The organism is Echinicola rosea (assembly GCF_005281475.1).
In the GTDB taxonomy this organism is placed as follows: domain Bacteria; phylum Bacteroidota; class Bacteroidia; order Cytophagales; family Cyclobacteriaceae; genus Echinicola; species Echinicola rosea.
Genome location: NZ_CP040106.1, coordinates 5,638,918 through 5,663,319, shown reverse-complemented (window position 1 = coordinate 5,663,319; position 24,402 = coordinate 5,638,918). Strand labels below are relative to the sequence as shown.

Annotated in this window: 21 protein-coding genes; 18 read left to right on the top strand and 3 right to left on the bottom strand. The window is 46.1% G+C overall.

Annotated features, from left to right (window positions below; all coding sequences use genetic code 11):
• Positions 1-3 precede the first annotated feature (3 nt).
• From FDP09_RS22005 to FDP09_RS21995, 3 genes are read left to right on the top strand one after another with little or no spacing between them, the layout of a single operon-like run.
• Complete coding sequence (locus FDP09_RS22005; protein WP_137404652.1) at positions 4-1,359, top strand: TolC family protein; 1,356 nt, start codon at positions 4-6, stop codon at positions 1,357-1,359.
• Positions 1,356-2,519, top strand: coding sequence for an efflux RND transporter periplasmic adaptor subunit (locus FDP09_RS22000; protein ID WP_137404651.1), 1,164 nt, complete (start codon positions 1,356-1,358; stop codon positions 2,517-2,519). Before FDP09_RS22005 ends, FDP09_RS22000 begins: the two co-directional genes overlap by 4 nt.
• 2 nt (positions 2,520-2,521) lie before the next feature.
• Positions 2,522-5,923: an efflux RND transporter permease subunit gene (locus FDP09_RS21995; protein ID WP_137404650.1), complete on the top strand. Its 3,402-nt coding sequence runs from the start codon at positions 2,522-2,524 to the stop codon at positions 5,921-5,923.
• Between the two features lie 977 nt (positions 5,924-6,900).
• Here the strand turns inward: FDP09_RS21995 and FDP09_RS21990 are convergent.
• Positions 6,901-8,757, bottom strand: a complete 1,857-nt coding sequence (locus FDP09_RS21990; protein ID WP_137404649.1) for a M1 family metallopeptidase — start codon at positions 8,755-8,757, stop codon at positions 6,901-6,903.
• A 234-nt stretch (positions 8,758-8,991) separates the two neighbouring features.
• On the opposite strand from FDP09_RS21990, the gene FDP09_RS21985 reads away from it, so the two are divergent.
• From FDP09_RS21985 to FDP09_RS21975, 3 genes are all read left to right on the top strand, one after another.
• Complete coding sequence (locus tag FDP09_RS21985; protein WP_137404648.1) at positions 8,992-9,306, top strand: hypothetical protein; 315 nt, start codon at positions 8,992-8,994, stop codon at positions 9,304-9,306.
• 130 nt (positions 9,307-9,436) lie between these two features.
• A complete protein-coding gene (locus FDP09_RS21980; RefSeq protein WP_137404647.1) occupies positions 9,437-9,646 on the top strand; it encodes a hypothetical protein in 210 nt (69 codons plus the stop codon).
• A 206-nt stretch (positions 9,647-9,852) separates the two neighbouring features.
• Positions 9,853-10,257, top strand: a complete 405-nt coding sequence (locus FDP09_RS21975) for a hypothetical protein (RefSeq protein WP_137404646.1) — start codon at positions 9,853-9,855, stop codon at positions 10,255-10,257.
• 86 nt (positions 10,258-10,343) lie between these two features.
• Here FDP09_RS21975 and FDP09_RS21970 read toward each other — a convergent pair whose 3' ends face one another.
• The gene (locus FDP09_RS21970; protein WP_137404645.1) at positions 10,344-11,405 is read right to left on the bottom strand and encodes an endonuclease/exonuclease/phosphatase family protein; all 1,062 of its coding nucleotides are present in this window, start codon (positions 11,403-11,405) and stop codon (positions 10,344-10,346) included.
• Between the two features lie 271 nt (positions 11,406-11,676).
• Between FDP09_RS21970 and FDP09_RS21965 the strand changes: the two genes are divergently transcribed.
• The 12 genes from FDP09_RS21965 to FDP09_RS21910 all read left to right on the top strand — a co-directional run bounded on the left by FDP09_RS21965 (position 11,677) and on the right by FDP09_RS21910 (position 23,599).
• Positions 11,677-12,255, top strand: coding sequence for a DUF2911 domain-containing protein (locus FDP09_RS21965; protein WP_137404644.1), 579 nt, complete (start codon positions 11,677-11,679; stop codon positions 12,253-12,255).
• A 196-nt stretch (positions 12,256-12,451) separates the two neighbouring features.
• Entirely contained in the window at positions 12,452-14,887 is a 2,436-nt protein-coding gene (locus FDP09_RS21960) for a penicillin acylase family protein (RefSeq protein ID WP_137404643.1), read from the top strand.
• Positions 14,888-14,918: 31 nt separating this feature from the next.
• On the top strand, positions 14,919-15,260 hold the full coding sequence (locus FDP09_RS21955; RefSeq protein ID WP_229683548.1) for a hypothetical protein: 342 nt from the start codon (positions 14,919-14,921) through the stop codon (positions 15,258-15,260).
• 446 nt (positions 15,261-15,706) lie between these two features.
• On the top strand, positions 15,707-16,042 hold the full coding sequence (locus tag FDP09_RS21950; RefSeq protein WP_137404641.1) for an ArsR/SmtB family transcription factor: 336 nt from the start codon (positions 15,707-15,709) through the stop codon (positions 16,040-16,042).
• Positions 16,043-16,119: 77 nt separating this feature from the next.
• The gene (locus tag FDP09_RS21945) at positions 16,120-16,575 is read left to right on the top strand and encodes a DUF6428 family protein (protein WP_137404640.1); all 456 of its coding nucleotides are present in this window, start codon (positions 16,120-16,122) and stop codon (positions 16,573-16,575) included.
• A gap of 31 nt (positions 16,576-16,606) precedes the next feature.
• Positions 16,607-17,227 (top strand): arsenate-mycothiol transferase ArsC, encoded by a 621-nt coding sequence (locus FDP09_RS21940; protein WP_137404639.1) that lies wholly within the window; start codon positions 16,607-16,609, stop codon positions 17,225-17,227.
• A gap of 1 nt (position 17,228) precedes the next feature.
• Positions 17,229-18,314: an ACR3 family arsenite efflux transporter gene (arsB, locus tag FDP09_RS21935; protein WP_137404638.1), complete on the top strand. Its 1,086-nt coding sequence runs from the start codon at positions 17,229-17,231 to the stop codon at positions 18,312-18,314.
• Between the two features lie 165 nt (positions 18,315-18,479).
• Positions 18,480-18,890: a Fur family transcriptional regulator gene (locus FDP09_RS21930; protein WP_137404637.1), complete on the top strand. Its 411-nt coding sequence runs from the start codon at positions 18,480-18,482 to the stop codon at positions 18,888-18,890.
• A 68-nt stretch (positions 18,891-18,958) separates the two neighbouring features.
• Entirely contained in the window at positions 18,959-19,678 is a 720-nt protein-coding gene (locus tag FDP09_RS21925; protein WP_187328747.1) for a TonB-dependent receptor, read from the top strand.
• A gap of 69 nt (positions 19,679-19,747) precedes the next feature.
• Positions 19,748-20,830, top strand: a complete 1,083-nt coding sequence (locus FDP09_RS21920) for an IS110 family RNA-guided transposase (protein ID WP_137402300.1) — start codon at positions 19,748-19,750, stop codon at positions 20,828-20,830.
• A 443-nt stretch (positions 20,831-21,273) separates the two neighbouring features.
• Positions 21,274-22,788 (top strand): TonB-dependent receptor plug domain-containing protein, encoded by a 1,515-nt coding sequence (locus FDP09_RS21915; protein ID WP_137404636.1) that lies wholly within the window; start codon positions 21,274-21,276, stop codon positions 22,786-22,788.
• Positions 22,789-22,801: 13 nt separating this feature from the next.
• Positions 22,802-23,599 carry a cation transporter gene (locus FDP09_RS21910; RefSeq protein WP_137404635.1) on the top strand — a complete coding sequence of 266 codons (798 nt, stop codon included), beginning with the start codon at positions 22,802-22,804 and terminating at the stop codon, positions 23,597-23,599.
• Positions 23,600-23,671: 72 nt separating this feature from the next.
• On the opposite strand, the gene FDP09_RS21905 is transcribed toward FDP09_RS21910, so the two are convergent.
• Positions 23,672-24,274, bottom strand: a complete 603-nt coding sequence (locus tag FDP09_RS21905) for a recombinase family protein (protein WP_137404634.1) — start codon at positions 24,272-24,274, stop codon at positions 23,672-23,674.
• Positions 24,275-24,402 lie beyond the last annotated feature (128 nt).

Below are 24,402 nucleotides of genomic sequence, written 5' to 3'. Positions count from 1 at the left end.
TTCATGCGTTTAACAACCAGATTCTCCCTTTTTGGCGTCTTGCTCGTTTGCCTGTTGGCAGGGCGGGTGTCAGCCCAGGAAGTGTTGGAGTTTACTTTAGAGGAAAGCGTCCAGTACGCTTTGGAAAACAACGCCGATGCCAAGAATGCCTTGCTGGAGACCTATGCTTCGAAAGCGTCGGTGGGAGAGCAGGTGGCTCAGGGACTGCCCCAGATCAACGGCAGTTTTGATTTTACCAAGAACGTATCCATCCCGGTGATGTTTTTGCCCAACGAAGGCCCTTTTGCCGATCCGGACAATCCGTCGGACGTGCTGCCGGTACAGTTTGGTGTCAACTACCAAAGTGGCATATCGGTAACGGTAAACCAGATGATCTTCGACGGCTCGTACTTTGTAGGCCTGAAGGCCGCCCGTACATACAGGCAGCTCAGTGAGTTTGACAAGGAAAAGACAGAAAACGATGTGATCGAAAATGTCAAAAAGGCCTTTTTTACGGTACTGGTAAACAGGGAGCGCCAGCAGCTCGCTGAAGCCAACCTGGCAAGGATCGATACCTTGCTCCAGGAAACCACGGTATTGTATGAAGAAGGCTTTGCGGAGAAAATAGAAGTGTCAAGGGTAAAGGTCCAGTATAATAATATCCAGACCGAGCTCGACAAGATCAATGCAGCTACTGAAATCAGTAAGCAGCTGCTGAAGGTGCAAATGGGGCTTCCAATGGAATATGAAATCCAGATGACCGAGAGTTTGAGGGACCTGAACCAGCCCCGGCAAATCCAGGAACTGTTGGGTAATCCGGGATACCGAAGGGTAGAGATGGACCAGTTGCAGACCAACTGGGAACTGGTAAAACTGGACCTTAAAAACAATACGGTCCAATATCTTCCCAGCCTGAATGCCAACTTTACCTACCAGCGAAACGGTGCGGGGCAGGAGTTCAATACGGTATGGGACAGTGAAAACTGGTTTACAGGGGCTTTTGTGGGCCTTACGTTAAACGTGCCGATCTTTGACGGGCTGGCCAAGGCCAAAAGGATCCAACAAAACCGCATCCAACTGCAGCAGATCGAAAATCAGATGGATATGCTGGACGACAATATCGAAGTGGAGCGTTTCCAGGCCAGGACAAACCTGCAGAACAACCTGAAAACCCTAGATGTACAGCGGGAAAACATGGAGCTGGCCACGGAAGTGTATGAAATCAGCCGGATCAAATATTCGGAAGGGGTAGGCTCTAACCTTGAAGTGGTGGAGGCAGACTCCGATCTCGTGGAAGCCGAGATCAATTATTACAGCGCATTGTACGATGCGCTGATCTCCAAAGTAGATCTAGAAAAAGCATTAGGAATATTAAGATGAAAAAATACATATACCACTATAGCAATATGAAAACCTTTTCCAGATTATCATTGGCATTAGCGGCCGCGATGACTTTTTCCTGCGGTCCGCAGGAATCTGAACTGGAGGCCAAAAAAGCCCAGTTGAAAGCATACAAGGATCAGTACCATGAACTGAAAAGCAGTATCTCGGAGCTCGAAAAGGAGATTGCCGCAGAGGATTCTACTTTTGCAAAAAACAATAGGAAGTCCGTGTTGGTGACCACGGTGAAGGCCCAAAACCAGGCCTTTGAGCATTACCTGGAAGTGACCGGATCGGTGCTTTCCAAGAAGAACGTCAACATCAGTGCCGAAGTGGCCGGAAGGATAGAACAGATCGAGGTACATGAAGGGATGCGGGCTGCCAAGGGCGAGGTATTGGTGAGCATTGATGGGGAATCCATCGATAACAATATCTCCGAGCTGGAAACACAACTGGACTTGGCCACTACCTTATATGAAAAGCAAAAGCGCCTCTGGGACCGGGAAATCGGCACCGAAGTGCAATACCTAGAAGCTAAAAACAGGGTGGAGTCACTGGAGAAAAACCTTGCTACCCTGAAAACGCAGAAGGACAAAACCACCATTCGCGCACCGTATCATGGTACGGTGGAAGAGGTAATGGTAAAACTTGGCGAGCTTGTGCAGCCGGGAATGCCGATTATCAACTTTGTCGGGGAGAGTGACCTGTACATCGAAGCGGACATATCGGAGGCATATGTTGGAGTGCTGGAGCAGGGCGATTCGGTAAGGGTGGAATTCCCGTCCCTTGGCCGAGACATCAAAACCAAGGTAACTGCGGTCGGAGCCATCATCAATCCTAGCAACAGAACCTTCAAAGTAGAGGTGTTCTTGCCTAGCCTGAAGCACATCAAGCCAAATATGATATCGGTATTGCGGATCAAGGATTATGAAAACAAAGCGGCCACTACCGTGCCTACCAACCTTATCCAGCGCGATAACAAAGGTGAATATGTCTATGTGGTGGACAAAGGACAGGCAAAGAAGCAATACATTACTAAAGGGGAAACCTATCACAGGGTCTCCGAAATCAAGGATGGACTTTCAGGAGGAGAAGTGCTGATCGACAAGGGATTCAGGGAAGTAGCTGAAGGTTCCAAAGTTCAAATCGTCGAAAGTTAATCATGGCAGAACAACAACAAGATAAGAATGTAACCAGGGAATTTGGGCTATCTTCACTAGCGGTCAACAACAAGACCAGTGTGATCATCCTTTCGCTGATCATCACGTTTATGGGCTTGTATGCCTACCGGACGATGCCCAAGGAGAGTTTCCCTGAAATCGTGATCCCTACCGTATATGTGGGGACCAGCTATCCGGGCAATTCACCTGTGGATATGGAAAACCTCATCACACGTCCCATAGAGAAGGAGCTTAAATCCCTCAAGGACGTGAAGACCATTGAGTCCACTTCCATACAGGATTATTCTACCATTATCATTGAATTCAATCCCGGTGTGGATATTTCCAGGGCTTTGCAGGATACCAAGGATGCCGTGGACAAGTCCAAAAGCGAACTGCCCACGGATCTGGACCAGGATCCCAATATCTTCGAACTCGATTTTTCGGAGATGCCGATCATGTTCGTGAACCTTTCGGGCAATTATTCACAGGAAGAACTGAAGGAGTTTGGCGAGTACCTGGAAGATGAGATTGAAGCCTTGCCCGAAATCTCCAGTGCTGACCTTACGGGTACCATCGAGCGTGAGATCCAGGTCAATGCCGACCTGTTCAAGATGGAGGCCATGGAGGTGAGCTTTGGGGATATTGCCGATGCGATATCTTCCGAAAACGTGACGATCTCCGGCGGAAATATCCTCAGTGGGGATTTCCGAAGGGCACTGAGGATCACAGGGGAGTTTGAAGACCCTGAGGAGCTCAATGAGATCATTGTCAAAAGTGAGGGAGGAAACATCATTTACCTCAAGGATGTAGCGGAGGTAAAGGATACCTATAAGGAACGCGAAAGTTATGCCCGTGCTTCCAAGCTGCCGGTGGTAACGGTCAATGTGATCAAAAGAGGTGGTGAAAACCTCTTGGCCGCCAGTGATAAGATAAAGGAAATACTGGATGAGGCCGAGACCAACCATTTTCCTTCAGACCTTAAGGTCAGCATTACCAACGACCAGTCCAAGGTGACCCGCAGCATGGTGGCCAACCTGGAAAACAGCATCATCTCAGGGATCATTTTGGTTATTATCGTGCTGATGTTCTTTATGGGCTTTAGAAATGCGCTGTTCGTGGGAATTGCCATTCCGCTTTCCATGTTCATTTCCTTTATGATCCTCAATGCATTCGGGGTGACACTGAACATGATGGTACTGTTTTCGATGATACTTGCCCTTGGCATGCTGGTGGATAACGGCATTGTGGTAGTGGAGAATGTCTATAGGCTCATGCAGGAAGGCAAGACCCCTATCCGTGCCGCCAAGGAAGGGGTTGGAGAAGTCGCCTGGCCGATCATTACCTCTACCGCCACTACAGTGGCGGCCTTTATCCCGTTGGCCTTCTGGCAGGACATCATGGGGGAATTTATGAAATACCTTCCCATTACCCTGATCATTGTCCTTTCATCGTCCTTGTTTGTGGGGCTGGTGATCAACCCGGTGGTGACAGCGATGTTTATGAAAATCCAGGACCTGGACAATGTGAAGCCCAAGAAACGGTCTTTTATCATTGCAGGCACCTTGCTGACCATTGCCGCCATTTGCTATATCGCCCAGGTGTTGACCATGGCCAATATTGCTTTGATTGCCGCCATCATTACGCTGGTGAATGCTGTTTTCATGAAAAAAGCCATTCGATGGTTCCAACAAGTGTTTTTGGTATGGCTGGAAGAAAAGTATGAAGGATTGCTGGCATTTGCCCTTGGAGGCAAAAAACCGTACCTGTTTTTCTTCGGCATGTTCGGGGTATTGATCTTCTCCCTGGTGCTGTTGATGGTAAGGTCTCCAAAAGTGGAGTTTTTCCCGAGCAGTGACCCTAACTACGTGAATATCTTTATCGAATATCCCATAGGTACGGACATTGAGGCGACCAATGCATTCAGTAAGAAAGTGGAGGACGAGGTGATGGAGCTGATCGAGCCGCACAGGGATATCGTGGAGGCATTTATCGCCCAAGTGGGCGAAGGGACGAGTGATCCTTCAGAAGGGCCGAGTATGGGCGTGACGCCGCACAAGGCGATGCTGACGGTGAGTTTTGTCGAGTACCAATACCGTAACGGCAAGAACACGACAAAGATCATGGAGGAGCTCCGAGAAGCCATGGCGAAATACCCTGGTGTACAGATCACGGTGGACAAGGAACAAAATGGCCCACCAGTCGGCAAACCGATCAACATCGAAGTGAGCGGTGAAGATTATGAAAAACTGGTGACTGAAGTGGAGGATATCCGGGAGTTTATCAAAGGGGCCAATATCGAAGGGATCGAAGAATTGAAGATGGACCTTCAGACGGGCAAACCCGAGCTGATCGTCAATATCGACAGGGAAAAGGCCAGGCGGTTTGGGCTGTCCACCTCCTCAATTGCCAATGAACTGAGAACGGCCATCTTCGGTCTGGAAGTTTCCAAGTACAAAGAAGGTGAAGATGACTACCCGATCCAGCTGAGGCTGGCAGAGAAATACCGCTATGACATAGGCGCCCTGGTCAACAAGAAGATCTATTTTATGGATAAGTTTGGCAATAAAAGGCATATCCCCATTACTTCAGTAGCGAATTTTGAATATAGCTCCACCTACGGTTCCGTGAAGCGGAAGGACCTGGACAAGGTCATTACCATTTACTCCAATGTCAACGAAGGGTTCAACCCAACGGAGATCAATAACAGGATCAGGTCACGGCTGGATGATTATGAGCTTCCCGATGGAATGGATATCAAGTTTACCGGAGAGCAGGAAGAACAGGCCAAGTCAATGGAGTTTTTGATGCGGGCGATGATGATTGCCGTGGCAGTTATTTTCCTGATCATCGTGGCCCAGTTCAATTCCCTGATGACGCCGTTTATCATCATGTGTTCGGTGATATTGAGTACCATAGGTGTATTTATCGGTCTGGCGACCTTTAATATGGACTTCGTAGTGATCATGACCGGTATCGGGATCATTTCCCTGGCAGGGGTAGTGGTAAACAATGCCATTGTACTGATCGACTATACCAACTTGGTAAGGGAGCGAAAACGTTCCGATCGGGGACTGGGAGAGGATGAGCACCTAACCTATGATGACCTGGTGGCCAGTATCGTCGAAGGGGGAAAGACCCGTCTTCGTCCCGTATTGCTGACCGCCATCACCACCATACTGGGCTTGATCCCGATGGCCATCGGAATGAACATCGATTTCTTTAGTTTGTTAGCTGATTTTGACCCTCAATTCTACGTAGGAGGTGATAATGCGGTTTTTTGGGGACCAATGGCCTGGACTGTAATATTTGGGTTAACCTTTGCGACCTTTCTCACGTTAGTAATTGTACCTGTCATGTATTTATTGGCAGACAAAATCAATATAGCTATTAGAAGAAAATAGTTTGTATAGATTTATTTAAAGGTTGGTGGTTTTTTAAGTGTTAAAACCTCCGGGACATTGCCCCGGAGGTTTTTGTTTTTTTAACCCGGATTATGCGTTAGGAATCGTAGTGAGAGCTGAAATTGCAAGAAAATCAATTAGTTTGGAGGTGTTAGCGTAGCACCGCTAGGGTTATGCTGAAAAATAAAGTGAAACGGCTGATTTTAAAGCAGTTCCAGGTCGTAACAGATAGGCTAATGCATATTTCGGGTTTAAGCAAAGGGGAAGGCCCATGGAAAGAACCAAAACAATTTAACGGATCAAGCAATTCCAATTTACCCCACTGCTCATACATATTGCTCTGCTAGTTCCGCATTTGAAATGCGAACTTGCTGGGACAGGCATTTGTAATGCCTCCTTGCGGCACAGCCCCCAGAAAGATGGCCTGGGCCTTGGTCACCTCCAGCTGGGGCCGAAATCAAGGATTGTAATAAAATATGCAGCGATCCAAATAGGCCAATGAAGAATTTTTTGGCTTGATCCGATATGCAGGAAAAATTTCCAGGAGGCCCGTCTATAAGGGTATTGCAAACTGCCTTCCAAAAAGTTCCTTGTTGCAAACTGGAAACAGTTTTCCTTAGGGGTTAACCTGCCCTTTGATACACCAAAATTTATGGTTAGACCTGATATGACGGTCAATCTACCGATTTTTTGTATTTATAGGAGCAGCCCTCAATACAAACCGTTGATATGGGGCGAAGGACCATATGGTCTTCCTCAAACGTCATGTGGTAGTTAAATGGATTGGGAGGGTCGCCCAAGTCACAGCCATAGGTGAGCACCAGTGCTTCTTCGTCAAGTTTATAAGTGCCTTCATGACACTAAAATTTGGTTTCCTGACCAGGACGGAAGGGTGAGCGGAAATACCACATTTCTGTGGCCATAAAAAGAGGCTGGCCCCTAGGCCAGCCTCTTGAAATGTTGTCATAAAGATCGTCTTATTCTTCTTTTGTCTCTGCCGGAAAGACATTGTTTTCCCTATCAATGTCAGCCATTCTCTTACTTGGGTCTATTTCCACTTTTTGAATTTGGGAAAAAGGCCTTTCAATGGTCACTTCTTTGGTGATGTTTGTCCAAGGCCAACGTTGGGTAAGGATGCGTTTTGGCATGCCTTCCTCTTCGGGCTTGTTGCCACGTTGGATGACCAAGGGAAGATAGACCGTTTCCTGGCTGCCGTCTTCGTAGGTAATGACCAGGTCAATGGGCATTGGCATCAGTCCATCACGTTGTAAGGTGATCTTGGTGCCGTCCCCGGCTGCTTCCACGGACTTTACGGCATAATCAATGGATTTGGTGCTATAAACCCAGTATTCTTTGTACCAGTCCAGCTCCAGCCCACTTTGTCTTTCCATTTCACGGATAATGTCATTGGTCTTGGGATGCTTGAACTTCCAATCGTTGAAATAGTTCAGCATTGCCCGGTCGCGGTTTTCCTCTCCGATGATATAGCCCAGTTGGGAAATAAAAACGGCACCCTTGGAATAGGCCGCAGAGCCGTACGCATAGTTGGTATGGTAATGGTCCGAGTGGGTCGTCATGGGTTCTTCCCTACCTGATTTTGCCAGTCTTTCATAACCTGCATAGGCTCCCCTTTGGGGGAAATCAGAAGGCTCTTCGGAGAAAATATTGGCCATGGTGAGGTTGGTGGCATAGGTGGTAAATCCTTCATCCATCCAGGGATAAAGGGCCTCGTTGGTAGCCAGGACACCTTGGAACCAGCTGTGCGCCATTTCGTGGACGGTTACGCCGACCAGGCTTGGTAGGGAGCGCTCTCCGGTAATGAGGGTGGACATGGGGTATTCCATGCCGCCATCGCCGCCCTGGATGATGGAATATTGCTTATAGGGATACTGTCCAAAATGCTCGCTCAAAAAGGCCATGGACTTCGGGGAGTATTCCTTGAGTTTTTCCCAGTTGCCTTCCGTCTTGCTGTTTTTGATGTACAGGTGGTGGATGGTAATGCCATTGTCCATCTGGATTTTGTCATGGGTATATTTCGGGTCTGCCGCCCACATGAAGTCATGGACTTGCGGGGCCTTGAAGTGCCAAGTGAGGGTCTTGCCCCTTGGCCTTTTTACCTTTTGGCCTTCTTCTTCATAGCCATATCCTATTTCCTCTGGGTTTTGCAGGTAACCGGTACCGCCCAGGATGTAGGACTTATCAATGGTGATTTTTACGTCAAAATCTCCCCAGATGCCGTAAAACTCCCTTCCGATATACGGGTTGGCGTGCCAGCCCTGATCGTCATAGTTGGCCATTTTTGGGTACCACTGTGACATGGAGTAACGGACGCCTTCTTTGTTGTCACGACCGGAACGGCGAATTTGCAAAGGAACCTGGCCTTCAAAATCCATGGAAAATTCGACCGTACTGTTGGGCAATATGGGCTCGTCCAAGGATACTTCAAGGATGGTGCCTACGTGCTCGTAGTCCACTTTTTTGCCGTCCATTTTGAGGGAATTGACCTTTAGGTAGCCGATTTCTTCAGGGGTAAGGTTGGAGATGCGGTCCTGTACACGGCGATCCGCATCCGCAATGGTCCTGGACCTTACATCCATCATGGAGTTGGGCTGGAAGGCATTGAAATAAAGGTGGTAAAAAACCCGGGAAAGGGTGTCAGGTGAATTATTGGTGTATTCCAAGGTCTGTTGGCCTTCATACTGGTTGCGCTCGACGTCCATTTCGACGTCCATCTCATAGTTTACGGCCTGCTGCCAGCGGGTAGTCTGGGCTTTCAGGCCCACGGTACAGCATAAACCGAAAGCTAATAAAGCGGTTGAACGTATTAATCTCATAGTTATAAATTTTTTCAAAAGTAAAATAAAAACTAAAAAACACCTAAACCGCTTATCAAAGCTTCAAGGGGGACAGGGCAAATGAAAGGAAGGGAGAATGGTCCCGAGGGCAGTCCTGTGCAGTACGGGGACAAATAATCGGTATGATTTTGGGGATGAAAATTTTTTTTGGGCATTTTCAAACAATTTGTCACTAAAATGGTTTTAATGGTGCTAAAACGATAAATCTTTGTTATGATCAAAATTGTCCCATTGTTACTGGGCGTATTGGGCGCTGCGGTTATTGCCATTGCCTGGAAATGCTATGACCTAAAGCAGCAGGTGGAGTGGCACAGCGTTGCCAGGTCGTATGACATCCACGTCGGTGCTGAAAAACCGGAAGCAATTAGAATAATGGGAAATCCGGAAGAAGTGGTTCCAAATGGCCTTGACAGTACCTATCGGTATCCAGTGCCCCTGACATCGAAAGAGGAAATCCAAATTGCCTTCGACTCCCTCCAACGGGTAAGCGAAGTAATCCACTTAAGCGATGGCAGGGAGCAATTGTAATCCGAAGGGAAGTTCACTGGTCCGGTTTGCAGCGGCCTGTTTTATCGAAACATTACATGATCACCCCATCAATCCTATTTCAGGGCTGTAAGCGGCGTTTGGCCCTCTGCCCATCAGTTTACCTTTGGCCATGTCCGTTGTGGAACATATCATTTCAGGCCTAAAATGGTCATGGTACCCTGTAGGCAACGGCCTGCTGAAAACTGTTCATGTCTTCCATGAGGGTGAATGGAGAAGTGATTGGATGAATACACCTTTGATCCAGAGCCAAGTCACACCTAAGCCTATTTGGAGATTGGATCATAGCATCGCTATGGTGAACCTGTCTGCCGCTAGATAGAATCGAAAACAGCAGCGAAGCGACTGATTTTGAAGTAGTGTCAGGTCGCCATACTTGTGCGCTGCGGCGTAGATAGGTTAGTGCATAATGCGGGTTCAAATAATGCCCTGATACCAGCAGGTCGTATCAACTGGCTATCACCCTGGTTAATCGTTCACCCTACCAATAGATATTATATGTCAATGTACAGCTCCAACAGCGAGTTAATGTTATACCAAGCACTGTCAAGCGGTTTTAAGGGCAGAATGGGACGTTCTCCTGTCAACCAGGAGGAGAAGGACCTGAAATTACTCAGTGCCATCCTGGTTGGCCCCAGGCAATCCCTGTTACGGGAGATCCCCAAATCCTACCACACGCTCACCGTTGCGTGCGGACCGCCACAAATAGAGTTGTGCCTGAGGAATAAGATGAAGGGAACAAGTAAGCGCGCAGGGATATTCGCTTTTTCCCACTATCATTTTTTTACTTTCCAGGAAGTGGATAAAAAGCGTACCACCTTGGAGGTCATTGCCTTGGCGCATCCCAGGGAGCAGCTGCCTTTGATCTTGCTCCATAAACCGAGAAATGTTTTTTGGACATGTTTTATGGACGTGTTCCTTGAAAATTTCTGATGCCTACGTTTACCTTTTTGAAATATCCCGGGCAAAAACCTTATTGATCCCCAAAAGAGACGGGGCAAGAAACGCCTGGTCCACGGTCAAGGGAGAAGCTCCTTGTCAACCAGTGGATCAAGGCCAAAGACGGTCTTGATGGGGTAGTGGTCGGAATAATCCACTTCCCGGAGGGTATTGAAGCGCAATGGAGTAAGGGATGGGTGGTAAAAGATATTATCGATCCTTAGGAAAAACAACACCTTGTTAAAAGTAAACCCAAAACCCTTACCGGCACTTTCAAAGCTGTTTTCAAGAATTGAGCGAATGGTAAAGTAGGTGTAACTATAGGGGACATCATTGAAATCCCCCATCAGAATGGAAGGGTATGGGCTGTTTTTGATATGTTCGGCCAGTAAATCCACTTGGCTGGCACGGCTTACCACGCCCCGGTTAAGCCTTCTCCAGGTTTTGCGGTAATTCTCCTTGATCCCGTCGATGTTGTTCAATTGGTCGGCCGGGATGCTCATGGATTCCAAATGTACATTATATACGCGAATGGTGTCCTGCTGTATTTTGAGATCCACAAACATCGCCCCGTTGGTCTTGCGGTTGTCAAAGAGTTTTCCCTCATTGACAATGGGGTACTTGGAGAAGATGGCCAATCCAAAAAAGCGTTTTCCTTTACGCTCTTCGACCGAATGGGCAGAGCAATGGTAATTTCCTTCCTTTCCAATGAGCTTGATGGCATTTCTGGAGGGGGTGGTGTTGTCCTGGTAAAATTCCTGTATGCCTATGATGTCCGTATGCTGTTCCCTGATCCAGTTGTATATATTGGGAACGACCTTGGGATCATCGGCCTTGTACTTTTCATAACTGAACATATGGGCATTATAGCTCATGACCGAAAGTCCCTCCCCCTCAGCAGGGGTGTTCCAGGTCAAGGTTACCCCGATAAACCGCCATCCCACAAGAATGGCCACAATTGGCAGGATGAAAAGCTTTCTTTTCATCAAGACCAAAATGACCATCAAGACCAAATTGATCAGGAGAAAAACAGGGATGAGCACTGGTACCAGCCCGGCATAGGAAAGTTGTTCCGGCGAGATATTTACACCAAAAAACAGGATCAACGAAACGAAAAACACGATGGATACCAGAAACCTCATAGTAGTGACAGCACGTAAAGGATAGCGAAAATACTAGAAGATTAATCGAATATCAAGAAGTTTACCATTGATGGGAACAAAATCAATGAAATTAGTTCCAAATGGCCAGTGGGCATGTGGACAGGGAGGGAAAAGGCCAGGGTAGCAGTATTGGTGGACATGGGGCGAACGGTACCGGGGAAGGGAAGGTACGGCGGAATTATTTGCCCAAAAAATAAGCGATAGTTTAAAAAATGTATAAATTCGTCTTAAATCAACTATTGTATTCTCTATGAAAAAGTTTGACAATTTATTTTTAGTGGGTTGCGTTTTGATGGCCACGTTGCTGTCAAGTTGTGGAGGTTCAGGAAACAAAGAAGAAGAATCGGCCAAGGAAGAGGAGGCCCAGGCCATGGAAATGAAAGAAGAAGAGCGTGTCAGCCCACTCGAAAAGTCAGTGGGCAAGGTGGGCGACAAGACCCTGTCGGTCCAATATGGCGCACCATCGGTAAACGGCCGCCAGATCTGGGGGAATTTGGAATCCTATGGAGAGGTATGGCGGACAGGGGCAAACGAGGCCACCTTTGTGGAAATCTCCGATGACGTGACCGTCGAAGGGAAGCCCCTGCCGGCAGGAAAGTATTCCATTTTTACCGTGCCGATGAAAGAAGGTGACTGGACGGTGATCTTCAATTCCGAATGGAACCTTGAGCACGGCCATTACCAATATAAAGAGGAGCACGATGTGCTCCGGGTAAACGTAACGCCGGAATGGTTGGACGAAAACCAGGAAGTGCTGAAAATTACGGTGGAAGACCCGGGCTTGGTCATCCGCTGGGAGAAACTTCGCCTGCCCATTGCGGTCCAATAAGGTAAACGCCCTTCACATCCATAAAAAAAAGCTCCGGCAATCCGGGGCTTTTTTTTATGGAACACTGTCCGTCCGGGTAAAAACAGGGGGAATTTGATGATTTGGAAATATTACCGCTATGATAAATTGAAAATACACTTTTAAGGCTTAAATTCGGGAATTGTTGCCCTGACATTACCTCCATGACGCCTGTTTTATGAAATATTTCGGTTTTTTAATAGTGTTTATCATTTCCCTGGTATTGGCAGTGGGCCTTTCGGTCAACTTGGGACAGGTACCCCCTTTGGGCTATTTGATGGATCCCTACCATGGGTTTTGGCAAAATGCTTATAGCGAAGACGACTTTGCTCAGGAAACTTTGGCACTGGAAGGGCTGCAGGCCCCTGTGACAGTGGTCTATGACGACCACCTGATACCCCATGTTTTTGCAGGAAACAAAGCGGACCTAATGATGGCCCAAGGCTATGTGACCGCAAAGCACCGTCTTTGGCAAATGGAATTCCAGACAAGGGCGGCTGGAGGGCGTATTGCCGAAATCGTGGGCAGTGCCGCATTGGACTTTGACAGGATGCAGCGAAGGAAGGGGCTGGGCTATGGTGCCAAGATGGGACTTCAGTTCCTGGAGGAGAACGAGCCCGCTACCCTCGAGCTGATCAGTGCCTATACCCAGGGGGTGAACCAATACATCGACCAACTGGACCTTTCCCGGATGCCGGTAGAGTACAAGATTTTGGACTATCGGCCCGAACAATGGACACCTTATAAGACAGTGCTGCTATTGAAGTACATGGCAGATATGCTGGTCGGGGACCGGGATATCGAGTTTACCAATTTGCGCCATGTCCTGGGCGAGTCAATGGTCAACAGGCTGTTTCCGGATATCCCCTCAGGCAATGACCCGGTGATCGAGGCCGACCATGTTTGGGATTTTGATCCTTTGCCCGTCCATCGGCCGGACAGCGTGGTGTACCCCGATTTTTCCCTGCTGATAGACCCCGTGCCTGCCCCGGCACCCGGTACAGGTTCCAATAACTGGGCGGTAGCGGGAGAGAAAACCAAGAACGGCCACCCGATATTGGCCAATGACCCTCACTTGGGACTTAATTTGCCGAGTTTGTGGTACGCCATGCAGCTGAGCATACCGGAATACACCGTAAAGGGCGCCACCCTGCCCGGAGCCTTGGGAGTGATCAGCGGATTCAATGAACAGGTGGCCTGGGGCGTAACCAACGCCACGCGGGATGTCAGGGACTGGTACGCCATCACCTTTAAGGACCATAACCGGCTGGAATACCGATACAATGACCAGTGGATCCAAAGTTCGGTCCGCGTAGAGGAGATTCCCGTGAAAGGTGAGGTGGCCTATCTGGACACCGTGATCTATACCCATTACGGTCCGGTGGTCTATGATGAAAACTTCCATCCCAATGACCAGAAAATGAATTTTGCGCTCAAATGGACCGCCCACGAAGGGTCCAATGAGCAACAGACCTTTTTGGATCTCAATGCGGCCCGCAACCATGGGGATTACCTTGCTGCGCTCGACCATTATACCGCCCCGGCCCAAAACTTTGTCTTTGCCTCCTCGAAAGGGGATATTGCCATGAAAGTACAGGGGAAATTTCCCCTTAAATGGCCAGAACAGGGAAAATATCTTATGGATGGGAACAATCCCGTATTTGAGTGGAACGGCTATATCCCATATGGGCAAAATCCTTCGACCCTGAATCCGGACCGGGGATTTGTGAGTTCTGCCAACCAGTATTCAGTAGGGGAAAGCTACCCTTATTATATTTTTGACAACAGCTTTGAGGATTACCGAAACCGGAGGATCAATAACCGGCTCAGGGAAATGGAGGACATTACCCTGGAGGATATGGAGGCATTGCAGTTTGATGACCTTGACCTACATGCCGCGGAGGCACTGCCCGTCATGTTGGAAAAGCTGAAACAAGATACTACCAGGAAGTTTGATGCGCAGGAACAGGCGTTATTGGGGGTATTGGAGAAATGGGATTACCATGCTGATCCAGATGTGAAAGGCCCCGTCGCCTTTGAGTTATGGTGGGATGCCTTTAAGGAGAGTGTCTGGAAATGGTTGGACCAAGGTGAGAGACCCATCGTCTATCCGGACAATTTTATGACTACCTCCCTTATGCGCGATGCGCCAAACGATAGCATATTTGACAATCCTGCCACTACGGGACAAACCGAAACGGTGGTGCACCACCTGCAGACAAGTTTTGACCAAGCATCCCGAGCGTACCAAGACCTCAAAGCAACGCACGGTGAAGACCTGGTATGGGCAAAATACAAGAATACCACCATCCAGCACCTGGTGGCCAACTTCTCGGCCTTTAGCAGGGAAGGAATATTTACGGGCGGCGGGCGCAGCATCGTCAATGCTACCAGTGAACGGCATGGTGCCAGTTGGAGGATGTTGGTGGAGCTGGGACCAGAAACAAGGGCCCGGGGAATCTATCCGGGAGGTCAGTCAGGGAATCCTGGCAGCAGGTTTTATGATAATTTTATCGAAACTTGGGCCGAGGGAAATTATATTGACTTTGGCCTAAGGACGCCGCAGGATGTAGAGAATGTGTTGTTTACCACCACCTTAAAACCAACTGACTGATATGAAATTCGCACTTTGGCTCGTGATTTACGTGATTGCAACGGTTCTATTGGGGCCGTGGCTTACCTATTGGATGATGATGTTGGTATGGGCCGCCATGGGAGCAGCCATAGGGGGCAATGGCAGCCGGGTGTTTTTTGCCGCAGGGCTGGGCGTTGGCCTGACCTGGCTGGGGCAGGGCTACTGGATCACCGTCAATACCGGTTCCCAACTGCCGGAGCAAATGGCCGACATCATGGGGATGGGCAATGGGGAGGTGCTGATGCTGGTCACCGCCTTGCTTGGGTTTCTGATCGGCGGGTTCAGCGCCCTTACCGGCAACAGGTTCCGCACGTTATTTGAGCGGAACACTCCTTATTATTTTGGCAGGTGATCGACCTGCGCCCGGTCCTAAAGGGCATGTCATGGAATTTTTTGAGGATTTCCGTATTTGGTTATTGTCATTACGGCATGCACCAAAAATGAAAACACACAAAAGGGTAAGTTCCGTAGGAACGGCAGATAATAATGCAAATAGGAACGTTTTTTAAATGCGTTTGCCCTGGGAAGGTCCCCTAAATTGTCAACTTTACTGGTAAGTTGCCACTATTCTTCAGCGTTATTTTGCCGAGATTGTGAAGATAGGCAGTCACCAATGACAACTATGGAGGATTTTTTCCCCTAGTGAAAATTCTGACAAGCTTCATTCTTGATCCCTCACAAAGCCAGATTCTTGCGCCAAAATCTTACACGTTCTAAGCAAAAATATTTTTTAATAAGGCGAAACTATTTTGGTAGTCTAATCGGTTAATCGTAATGTTACGATGTTATAAATAAAATATGGGACTAACCAAATCAGAATTGTTTTCAGATGTACAGAACGAGTTGGCTTTAACCGCCAAGGCGTTTGCACATCCGGCCCGTATTGCCATTATTCAATATCTTCTCAAGACAAACACTTGTATTAATAGCGATCTGGTACAGGAACTGGGTCTTGCCCAAGCCACCATCAGCCAGCATTTACGGGAATTGAAGGAAATAGGTATTATCCAGGGGGATATTGAAGGAACAAGAGTGTGTTATTGTATTAACCCGATTAGGTGGGAAGCGATAAAAAGCCAGTTTATCCGCATGTTTAACGAATTTACCCCTTCTTCCCCGGAAAATTGTTGTTAAAAAAATTTATATTCTTCCATCGTAATATAGCAATGTAATAAATCTTAAATAATTTCCGACACATAAAAAACAAAGCTATGAGACTATCAGAAATCAAACAAATCTTAAATCAATCAGATCAAATACAATTTCTTTTGCCTGATGGGGAAAAGGTGTCTGCCCATTTCCATGTCACCGAAGTAGGGCGGATCGAAAAGCATTTTATTGATTGCGGGGGTACGGAGCGAAGTGAATCTGTTATCAATTTCCAGCTTTGGAATGCCAATGATTATGACCACAGGCTCCATCCGGAAAAACTGACCAATATCATTACCCTTTCTGAAAAAGTTTTAAAGCTTGGGGATTGGGAAATAGAGGTGGAATACCAGGGTGAGACCATTGGAAAATATGGTTTGGATTACGACGGCAAAAGCTTTTTGCTGACAACCAAACAGACGGATTGTCTGGCCAGAGACAAGTGTGGGATACCGCAGGATAAGCTGCCCGTTGAGCAGGAAGCTTCATGCTGTACCCCCAATTCAGGCTGTTGCTAATTTCCCATTCTAAAAAAATACCTTTATTCAAATGTTATTTCCCAAAATAAAAGAAGTGGTTGATTCACTTGATGTCACAGGAATATCCAGTGAACGTAGAACCACATTGCTACCGCTCATTGAATTTGTCCAGGCCAAAGTGGCAAATGACGAAGAAATCAGGCTAAACTTTATCTGTACCCATAACTCAAGAAGGAGCCATTTGTCACAAGTGTGGGCACAGGCAATCGCATTTCATTTAGGGCTGAAAAATGTTTTCAGTTATTCCGGAGGTACGGAAGCAACGGCCTTATTTCCAATGGCGGCAAAAGCTCTGGAAAAATCAGGTTTTAAGATCATTGCTTTTGCGGAAGGCACCAATCCTGCTTACAGCATTAAGTATTCGGATAACGAACATCCAGTCATTGGTTTTTCCAAGAAATACGATCATGATTTTAACCCCAGATCCGGATTTGCGGCGATTATGACCTGTTCCCAGGCTGATGGAAATTGCCCTTTTATAGAAGGGGCAGAAAAGCGCATCCCTATAACCTTTGAAGACCCAAAATTATTCGACAACACCCCCCAACAGGAAGAAAAATACATGGAACGGAGCCTACAGATAGCCTCTGAACTGTTTTATGTGTTTTCTCAGATAGAAAAAAAACAATAATATGTCTACCAAAAAGAAATTGCGATTTCTCGACAGCTATCTTACGCTGTGGATCTTCCTAGCTATGGGGCTTGGAGTGGCTTTAGGTAATTTTGTCCCAACCAGTGCGGACTATATAAATTCCTTCAGCAGTGGGAGTACAAACATTCCTATTGCCATAGGGCTTATACTGATGATGTACCCTCCTTTGGCAAAGGTAAATTATGCCCATTTGCCGAAGGTATTTAAAAATGTGAAACTCCTATCCGTTTCATTGGCTTTGAATTGGGTGATCGGGCCGGTTCTAATGTTTATCCTGGCCCTGGTTTTCCTCCATGATTATCCTGAGTATATGGTAGGGTTGATACTTATCGGTCTGGCCCGTTGTATCGCCATGGTTCTGGTATGGAACGACCTCGCCGAAGGCAGCAATGAGTACGGTGCCGGATTGGTAGCCTTAAACAGTATATTCCAGGTGTTTGGATATAGCTTTTATGCCTGGTTGTTTATTACGGTTCTTCCCCCGTATTTTGGTTTTGAAGGTGCGCTGATAGATATTTCAATCGGGAAAATTGCGGAAAGTGTGGCTATTTATCTAGGCGTTCCTTTCCTGGCAGGCTTGCTGAGCAGGGTCTTTCTTGTTAAATGGAAAGGGGCAAATTGGTATAACAACAAGTTTATTCCTGCTATATCCCCACTAACCCTTGTTGCGTTGCTGTTTACCATTGTGGTGATGTTTTCTTTGAAGGGTGAACTAATCGTGGAAATACCCATGGATGTGGTACGGATTGCCGTGCCGATGCTTATTTATTTCGCACTGATGTTCATCATCGGCTTTTTCTTTTCCAAAGCCATGGGTGCCCCTTACGATCAAAATGCGGCAGTTGCATTTACAGCTGCCGGAAATAATTTTGAGCTTGCCATAGCCGTAGCAATTGCTGTTTTTGGCCTGAACTCAGGTCAGGCATTCACGGGAGTGATCGGTCCCTTGGTAGAAGTTCCGGCATTGATATTATTGGTGAGGGTCTCCTTCTGGTTAAAAAACAAATATTATCCAGCAAAAGATGTTTCCTTAACCGAGAATAAGGAATATGCGAAATGGGTGTGACCGGTGAGGCAGACCGGGAATGTGAAAGACCAAAAGGGAGTTAATTACATTTCCATAACTTATAATACAGAATCGTTGTTTCCGGTTTTAGGCCGCAATAACAACCCGGCTCTTTGGTAAAAAGGAAATCCTAAATTGGGATATGAAAAACCTCTGTCTTTTATAATGAAGCAAATAGAAGAAATATTTCGAATAAAGCAGGTTAAACCCACGGCAGTAAGGATTGTTGTCCTGCGCCACCTGGTAGAGCAAAAGCAGGCGCAATCTTTGAAAGAAATTGAAGCTTCACTTACTCAGACCGACCGTAGCTCCATATTTCGCACTTTGAAAACCTTCGAGGAACACAAAGTCATTCACAGCATCGAAGACGGCTCGGGCATGACAAAATATGCCGTCTGTGTTGAAGGCTGCAATTGTGACCCTGAAGATCTTCATTACCACTTTTACTGCACATCATGCAATCTTACCTATTGCCTTCTGGATTACCCTGTTCAGACTGTAAACCTTCCCAAAAATTTCAAAATGGAACAAGCCAATATGGTAATCAAAGGATTGTGCGATAAGTGCAACCGTTAAACTTTGCAATCGGGTTGCAGCCCGATTGCTCTACCTTTGTCTAAAATTCTGATAAATAACAATCTGAAATGACAAAGATACTTCTTTCATTAACCTTACTGATTTTTTCAACGACCCTATTATTGGGTCAAGATATTACCTTAAGCGTTAAGGTGCTGGATGAGGAAAACAAAGAAGAACTAATTGGGGCTACTATATTTATTCCGCAATTATCCATAGGGACTACAACAGATATAAACGGCGTCGGTATTATTGAAAACCTGAAGGAGGGTACCTACGGAATCGAAGTTTCCTATATTGGATTTGAAAAACTAAAAGACAATATCACAATTTCGTCCACCTCTTATACCTTTACCTACTATCTGGAGGAATCAGAAGAAAGCTTGAATGAAGTGGTAATACAAGCCACACGGAGTACCCGTACCATAACGGACATCCCTACCCGTGTTGAATTTATAGGCGGCGAAGAGTTGGAAGAAAAAGCATTGATGAATTCCACAAATATCTCCATGGTACTGCGGGAAAGTACAGGCATCCAGATTCAACAAACAAGCCTCAGCAGCGGAAACAGAAGTATAAGGATACAGGGTTTGGACGGAAGGTACACCCAATTACTACGGGACGGGTTTCCTTTATACGGTGGTTTTTCCGGTGATTTGAGCATTATGCAGATACCGCCGTTAGACCTTTCGCAATTTGAAATAATAAAAGGCAGTGTATCGACCCTTTACGGTGGTGGTGCCATTGCGGGTTTGGTCAATATGGTTTCCAAAAGGTATTATGTTTGAAAAGTGCATAAGCCAAAATTCTTAACTTAACAAGAGTATTAAATCATGTAAACGTTAAGAACCAAGCTTATGCAAAGGAAAGATAGTCAAAAGATATTTGAGGGGCAATCTGTTTATGTAGGTATTGACTACCACAAGAAAAGCTGGAAGGTCAGCATCTATGGCGAGCAATACGAACACAAGACGATGAGCCGTGACCCGGATGCGGAGCAACTGGTGCGGTATCTTGAAAAGAACTTCCCGGGAGCTGCCTATCACGCCGTTTATGAGGCGGGGTTCAGTGGTTTTGGGTCCTGCCGGCGATTACGGGACCTAGGTGTAAACTGCATGGTGATAAATCCGGCAGATGTTCCCACCAGCCAGAAAGAGAAGTTGCAGAAGACCGATAAGGCCGACAGCAGAAAACTGGCGCGGTCCCTGAGAAGCGGCGCGTTGTCGGGCATCCACATACCGGACAGGCAATTGGAAGCTGACCGGGGGTTAGTCCGTCAGAGGTTCCGGATAGTAAAAGATATTGCGAGAAAGAAGAACAGGGTCAAGTCGTTGTTGTTTCAATTTGGAATAAGCATGGCTGAACGTTTTACAACAGCACAAACAAGGTATTGGTCCAGGCCCTACACAGATTGGCTGTTAAGCCTCTCCGGTGCAGATCCGATGGTAGGTCCACTCATTGACAACTATGTGCGAATTGTCAATAACCTAAGAAAGGAGCTGTTGGGCATCAACAGGCAAGTCCGTGAGCTTTCCCGGACATCCCGCTATAAGGACAGTTATAATCTTTTGGTAACCGTTCCGGGAATAGGCTTAATGTCGGCGATGGCCTTTCTGACCCAGCTGGGAGATTTTACAAGGTTTAAGCGACTTGATGAACTCTGTAATTATGTGGGATTGGTGCCAAGAATGTATGGGTCTGGCGATAAAATGGTTGTGGGCAAACTGATCAACAGAGGAAGAAAGGAGCTGAAGATCATGCTGATCGAAGCCTCCTGGGTAGCCATAAGGCAGGATCCGGCATTAATGGCCAAGTTCAATGAACTTATCAAAACAATGCCAAAGAACAAGGCCATCATAAGGATTGCCAGGAAACTGCTGAACAGGATCAGGTATGTGATCGTCCACCGGAAAGAATATGTGACCGGAGTAGTATCATAATAAGGAAAAATATACCTTGAAAATCAGGATGGGGGAAGAAATGAAATTTTGGGATTGCAGCACCCTGAACAGGGAGGACCGCTACACAAAGGTTGCATCCCCCTCCTCTTTGAAATGAAAATACGATGCGGCGAGATACAGACCGCTGATAGAAGATTGATTAAAGAGGTAAGTTTGACGGTATAAAAAAGCCGGGCCGTGAAGATCAGGTTTCACCGGTGGGGTTTTCTTAGGCATACCGCTTCTGAATTATACTGAAAACTGCGGACAGGGATTCCCAAGCCCGCAGTTAAAATGAATATAATTCATCGGAAGGACCTATCCCTGGCAAGTTGCCCCCCGGCAGAGCTTGATTCCGTTTCGGCCCAACACTTTCAAGTTAGTCGATTGTTTTGACAAACTATGGGAGAAAACTGTAAAAAAACACCCTATATGAAAGGATTTTGGCTGATTCTCTTGTTTTTCAACATAGAAGACCCGAAGAAGATCCAAGTCTGGATTTATTATTATCCCAAACCCATGTTGGCGGAAGTACCGGAAATATTTTCTACAGCAAGCGGGGTGAAAAATTCGGTGTTACCCTTTATGGTGCAGGTCATTACCATAGCCCATATAATCCGGACAGTGACAGTTTCACAAATATCCCAAAAACCACAACCTTATCCATCAATCCTAAAATATTCTATTATCCCTCAGAAAGATCAACATTATGGTTAGGTATCAATGCTACATTGGACAAAAGAGAAGGGGGAGACATGGAGGTGGTAAGGAACGAAGTTGGCGGCATTCATCAGTATTTTGAAACAAATGAATCCAATAGAATAAGTACCCAGGCTGCTTATGAGCTTTCCCTCGGTGATGATCAGGATATTACCGTTAAAAACAGCGTATCATTTTTTGATCGGGTATTGACGCTCCCCGGTTATACCTTTGATGGGAAACAGACAAATACCTTTTCAGAAATATCCTACGCGAAGAGATACGACAAATCAGACTGGATTTTTGGTGCCAATCTTTATACCGATTCATTTATAGAAAATAGGGAGGTAATGCCAAGGGATCAAAATGATGTTACCTACGGTGTGTTTGGAAACAACACCACCGATTTAGCCAATTCCCTTGCGCTCGAAACAGGTTTCAGGGGGGATTATTCGGTAGATTGGGGTTTCTTCACCTTGCCCCGGATTTCTCTTTTATGGAATGTAAATGAAAAGTTTTCTACCCGCTTAGGTGGTGGGTTAGGCTACAAAATACCTGATTTGTTTACAGAGGAGGCGGCTATGTTACATTACCGGAACGTACTGCCCCTGGACAAAAGCACCATGGAGGCCGAAAGATCCTATGGCGTCAACCTGGATTTCAACTACCGGACGCCGTTGTCAGACAATTTATTCCTTTCTGTTAACCAGCTTTTTTATACCACCTATATTTCCGATGCTTTGTTGTTGGAATCCACGCCTACAGGTCAATATGCATTTGGCAATGCGCCTGATAACCTCCAGAGTTTGGGGAGTGAAACCAACTTGAAACTCAGTTTAAATGACTTTAGGTGGTTCCTCAACTATGCATTCATCGATACCAGGCTAAACTACCTTCCGGGCAGTCCCCAAAAACCTTTGACACCGAAACATAATGCGGGTACGGTGTTGATGTACGAAAATGAAAAGTGGAGAATCGGCTACGAAATGTATTACACCGGAAAGCAATATCTTTCCAACGGTGCCGAAACCCGGGATTATTTGCTATTGGGTTTGTTGTTGCAGAGACATTTTAATTGGGGCAGCCCTTACATCAACTTCGAAAACTTCACAGATAGAAGGCAAAACAGGTTTTCTCCGGAGGTGGCAGGTACTATCCGAAATCCCGTTTTTCAGGAGATTTATGCCCCCACTGACGGTTTCGTTATTTCGGTGGGCATTCTTATAAAGCCGTTCGGTGGCGAGTCGCATGAACATTAACAATTAGGAAGGAATGAATAAGACGGTTTTTAAAATATCACAAATGGATTGCGCATCCGAAGAGCAGTTGATCCGGATGAAATTGGACGGCATGGATGAAATCAAAAATCTTGATTTCGACATCCCCAAAAGAACATTGACATTAGTTCATAGTGGGGATAGCAACGTGATTGATAAACTCCTGAAAGAATTAAATCTTGGATCAGAACTCGTTTCTGTTGCTGAAACAAATGATCAAATCAACATCGCACAGAACGATAAAAAAGAAAAGAAAATGCTCTGGGCGGTGCTCATCATCAACTTTGTCTTTTTTGTTGTTGAAATGTTGTTCGGCTGGATCTCTAAATCAATGGGCCTGATAGCGGATTCATTGGACATGTTGGCAGATGCATTGGTGTATGCCTTAAGTCTTTGGGCCGTAGGAGCTTCCACGATGCGCAAAAAACGTGTTGCCAAACTCAGCGGCTATTTCCAAATCTCATTGGCAGTATTTGGATTGGTTGAGGTATTGAGACGTTTCTTGGGAATGGAATCAATTCCGGTATTTCAAACCATGATAATTGTTTCATTCTTGGCTTTAATTGCCAATTCCGTTTCACTTTATCTAATTCAAAAAGCCAAAAGCAAAGAAGCCCATATGCAGGCATCCTCCATTTTCACCTCAAATGATATCGTCATAAATACAGGGGTCATAGTAGCCGGTGTTCTGGTTTACCTTACCCAAAGCAAGTATCCGGATTTAGTGATTGGTATTATCATTTTCGGAATCGTGATTCGGGGTGCATTAAGGATATTGAAATTGGCCAAGTAAGGGGACCATAACCCTAAATCCTTGATCATGCATTTTTAATTGAAAAAAACCATCCTCAATTATGATGGCAAGCTATTTTTTCACCTGATTCTTTTTAATCCAATTAGATAAAGTTGCCTCTGTCACCTGATAGCGTTTTGCAATAAACTTTTGAGTAGAACCATTATTCAACAAGGCTTCTATTTCTGGCTTAAATTTATCCAGTTTACTTTTACCTGGGCCTTTAGGTCTGCCAAGCTTGACTCCTGCCAGTTTTTTGGAGGCTAATGACTCCCTGGTTCGTTTACTGATCAAATCCCGTTCGATTTCTGATGCCATTGAAAACACCATGGCCATGACTTTGCTTTGGATTGTGTCATCGAGTTGCCAATTACCTTTAACGGTATAGATCCGGATTCCTTTCTGCACCGCAATAGAAATTATTTCCATGCACTCCAACATACTCCGGCCTAACCTGGAGAACTCGCTTAATAAGATGGCATCACCTTTTTTTAGATCCTCCAATAAAGGGCCGATTTTCCGCTGCTTCCAGGAAACCTTACCTGATACTTTTTCCTGTACAAACTCAACTTTTCCCAAGTTCTTTTCATTGGCGAGATGAAGGATGTCAGACTTGTTTTTTTCCAGATCCTGGTCTAAGGTAGAGACACGTAAATACGCAATATTCCGAGGCATTTTTTTGAATTAGAAGAAAACCCTATTAAATAAAATAATTTATAATATTTATGATCTAAAAGTACATGTTTTTTGCTAAATTATCCTTACCGAGAAAAGGAAGGTTTATTTTTTAATACTTTACTCTC

What these genes read in the sequence shown, in the direction of transcription:
- arsB (WP_137404638.1), top strand. Translation starts at nt 17,229, where the DNA reads ATGTCTACCAAAAAGAAATTGCGATTTCTCGACAGCTATCTTACGCTG.
- FDP09_RS22000 (WP_137404651.1), top strand. Translation starts at nt 1,356, where the DNA reads ATGAAAAAATACATATACCACTATAGCAATATGAAAACCTTTTCCAGA.
- FDP09_RS21990 (WP_137404649.1), bottom strand. Translation starts at nt 8,757, where the DNA reads ATGAGATTAATACGTTCAACCGCTTTATTAGCTTTCGGTTTATGCTGT.
- FDP09_RS21950 (WP_137404641.1), top strand. Translation starts at nt 15,707, where the DNA reads ATGGGACTAACCAAATCAGAATTGTTTTCAGATGTACAGAACGAGTTG.
- FDP09_RS21945 (WP_137404640.1), top strand. Translation starts at nt 16,120, where the DNA reads ATGAGACTATCAGAAATCAAACAAATCTTAAATCAATCAGATCAAATA.
- FDP09_RS21930 (WP_137404637.1), top strand. Translation starts at nt 18,480, where the DNA reads ATGAAGCAAATAGAAGAAATATTTCGAATAAAGCAGGTTAAACCCACG.
- FDP09_RS21985 (WP_137404648.1), top strand. Translation starts at nt 8,992, where the DNA reads ATGATCAAAATTGTCCCATTGTTACTGGGCGTATTGGGCGCTGCGGTT.
- FDP09_RS21920 (WP_137402300.1), top strand. Translation starts at nt 19,748, where the DNA reads ATGCAAAGGAAAGATAGTCAAAAGATATTTGAGGGGCAATCTGTTTAT.
- FDP09_RS21980 (WP_137404647.1), top strand. Translation starts at nt 9,437, where the DNA reads ATGTCCGTTGTGGAACATATCATTTCAGGCCTAAAATGGTCATGGTAC.
- FDP09_RS21975 (WP_137404646.1), top strand. Translation starts at nt 9,853, where the DNA reads ATGTTATACCAAGCACTGTCAAGCGGTTTTAAGGGCAGAATGGGACGT.
- FDP09_RS21965 (WP_137404644.1), top strand. Translation starts at nt 11,677, where the DNA reads ATGAAAAAGTTTGACAATTTATTTTTAGTGGGTTGCGTTTTGATGGCC.
- FDP09_RS21905 (WP_137404634.1), bottom strand. Translation starts at nt 24,274, where the DNA reads ATGCCTCGGAATATTGCGTATTTACGTGTCTCTACCTTAGACCAGGAT.
- FDP09_RS21925 (WP_187328747.1), top strand. Translation starts at nt 18,959, where the DNA reads ATGACAAAGATACTTCTTTCATTAACCTTACTGATTTTTTCAACGACC.
- FDP09_RS21970 (WP_137404645.1), bottom strand. Translation starts at nt 11,405, where the DNA reads ATGAGGTTTCTGGTATCCATCGTGTTTTTCGTTTCGTTGATCCTGTTT.
- FDP09_RS21995 (WP_137404650.1), top strand. Translation starts at nt 2,522, where the DNA reads ATGGCAGAACAACAACAAGATAAGAATGTAACCAGGGAATTTGGGCTA.
- FDP09_RS22005 (WP_137404652.1), top strand. Translation starts at nt 4, where the DNA reads ATGCGTTTAACAACCAGATTCTCCCTTTTTGGCGTCTTGCTCGTTTGC.
- FDP09_RS21940 (WP_137404639.1), top strand. Translation starts at nt 16,607, where the DNA reads ATGTTATTTCCCAAAATAAAAGAAGTGGTTGATTCACTTGATGTCACA.
- FDP09_RS21960 (WP_137404643.1), top strand. Translation starts at nt 12,452, where the DNA reads ATGAAATATTTCGGTTTTTTAATAGTGTTTATCATTTCCCTGGTATTG.
- FDP09_RS21910 (WP_137404635.1), top strand. Translation starts at nt 22,802, where the DNA reads ATGAATAAGACGGTTTTTAAAATATCACAAATGGATTGCGCATCCGAA.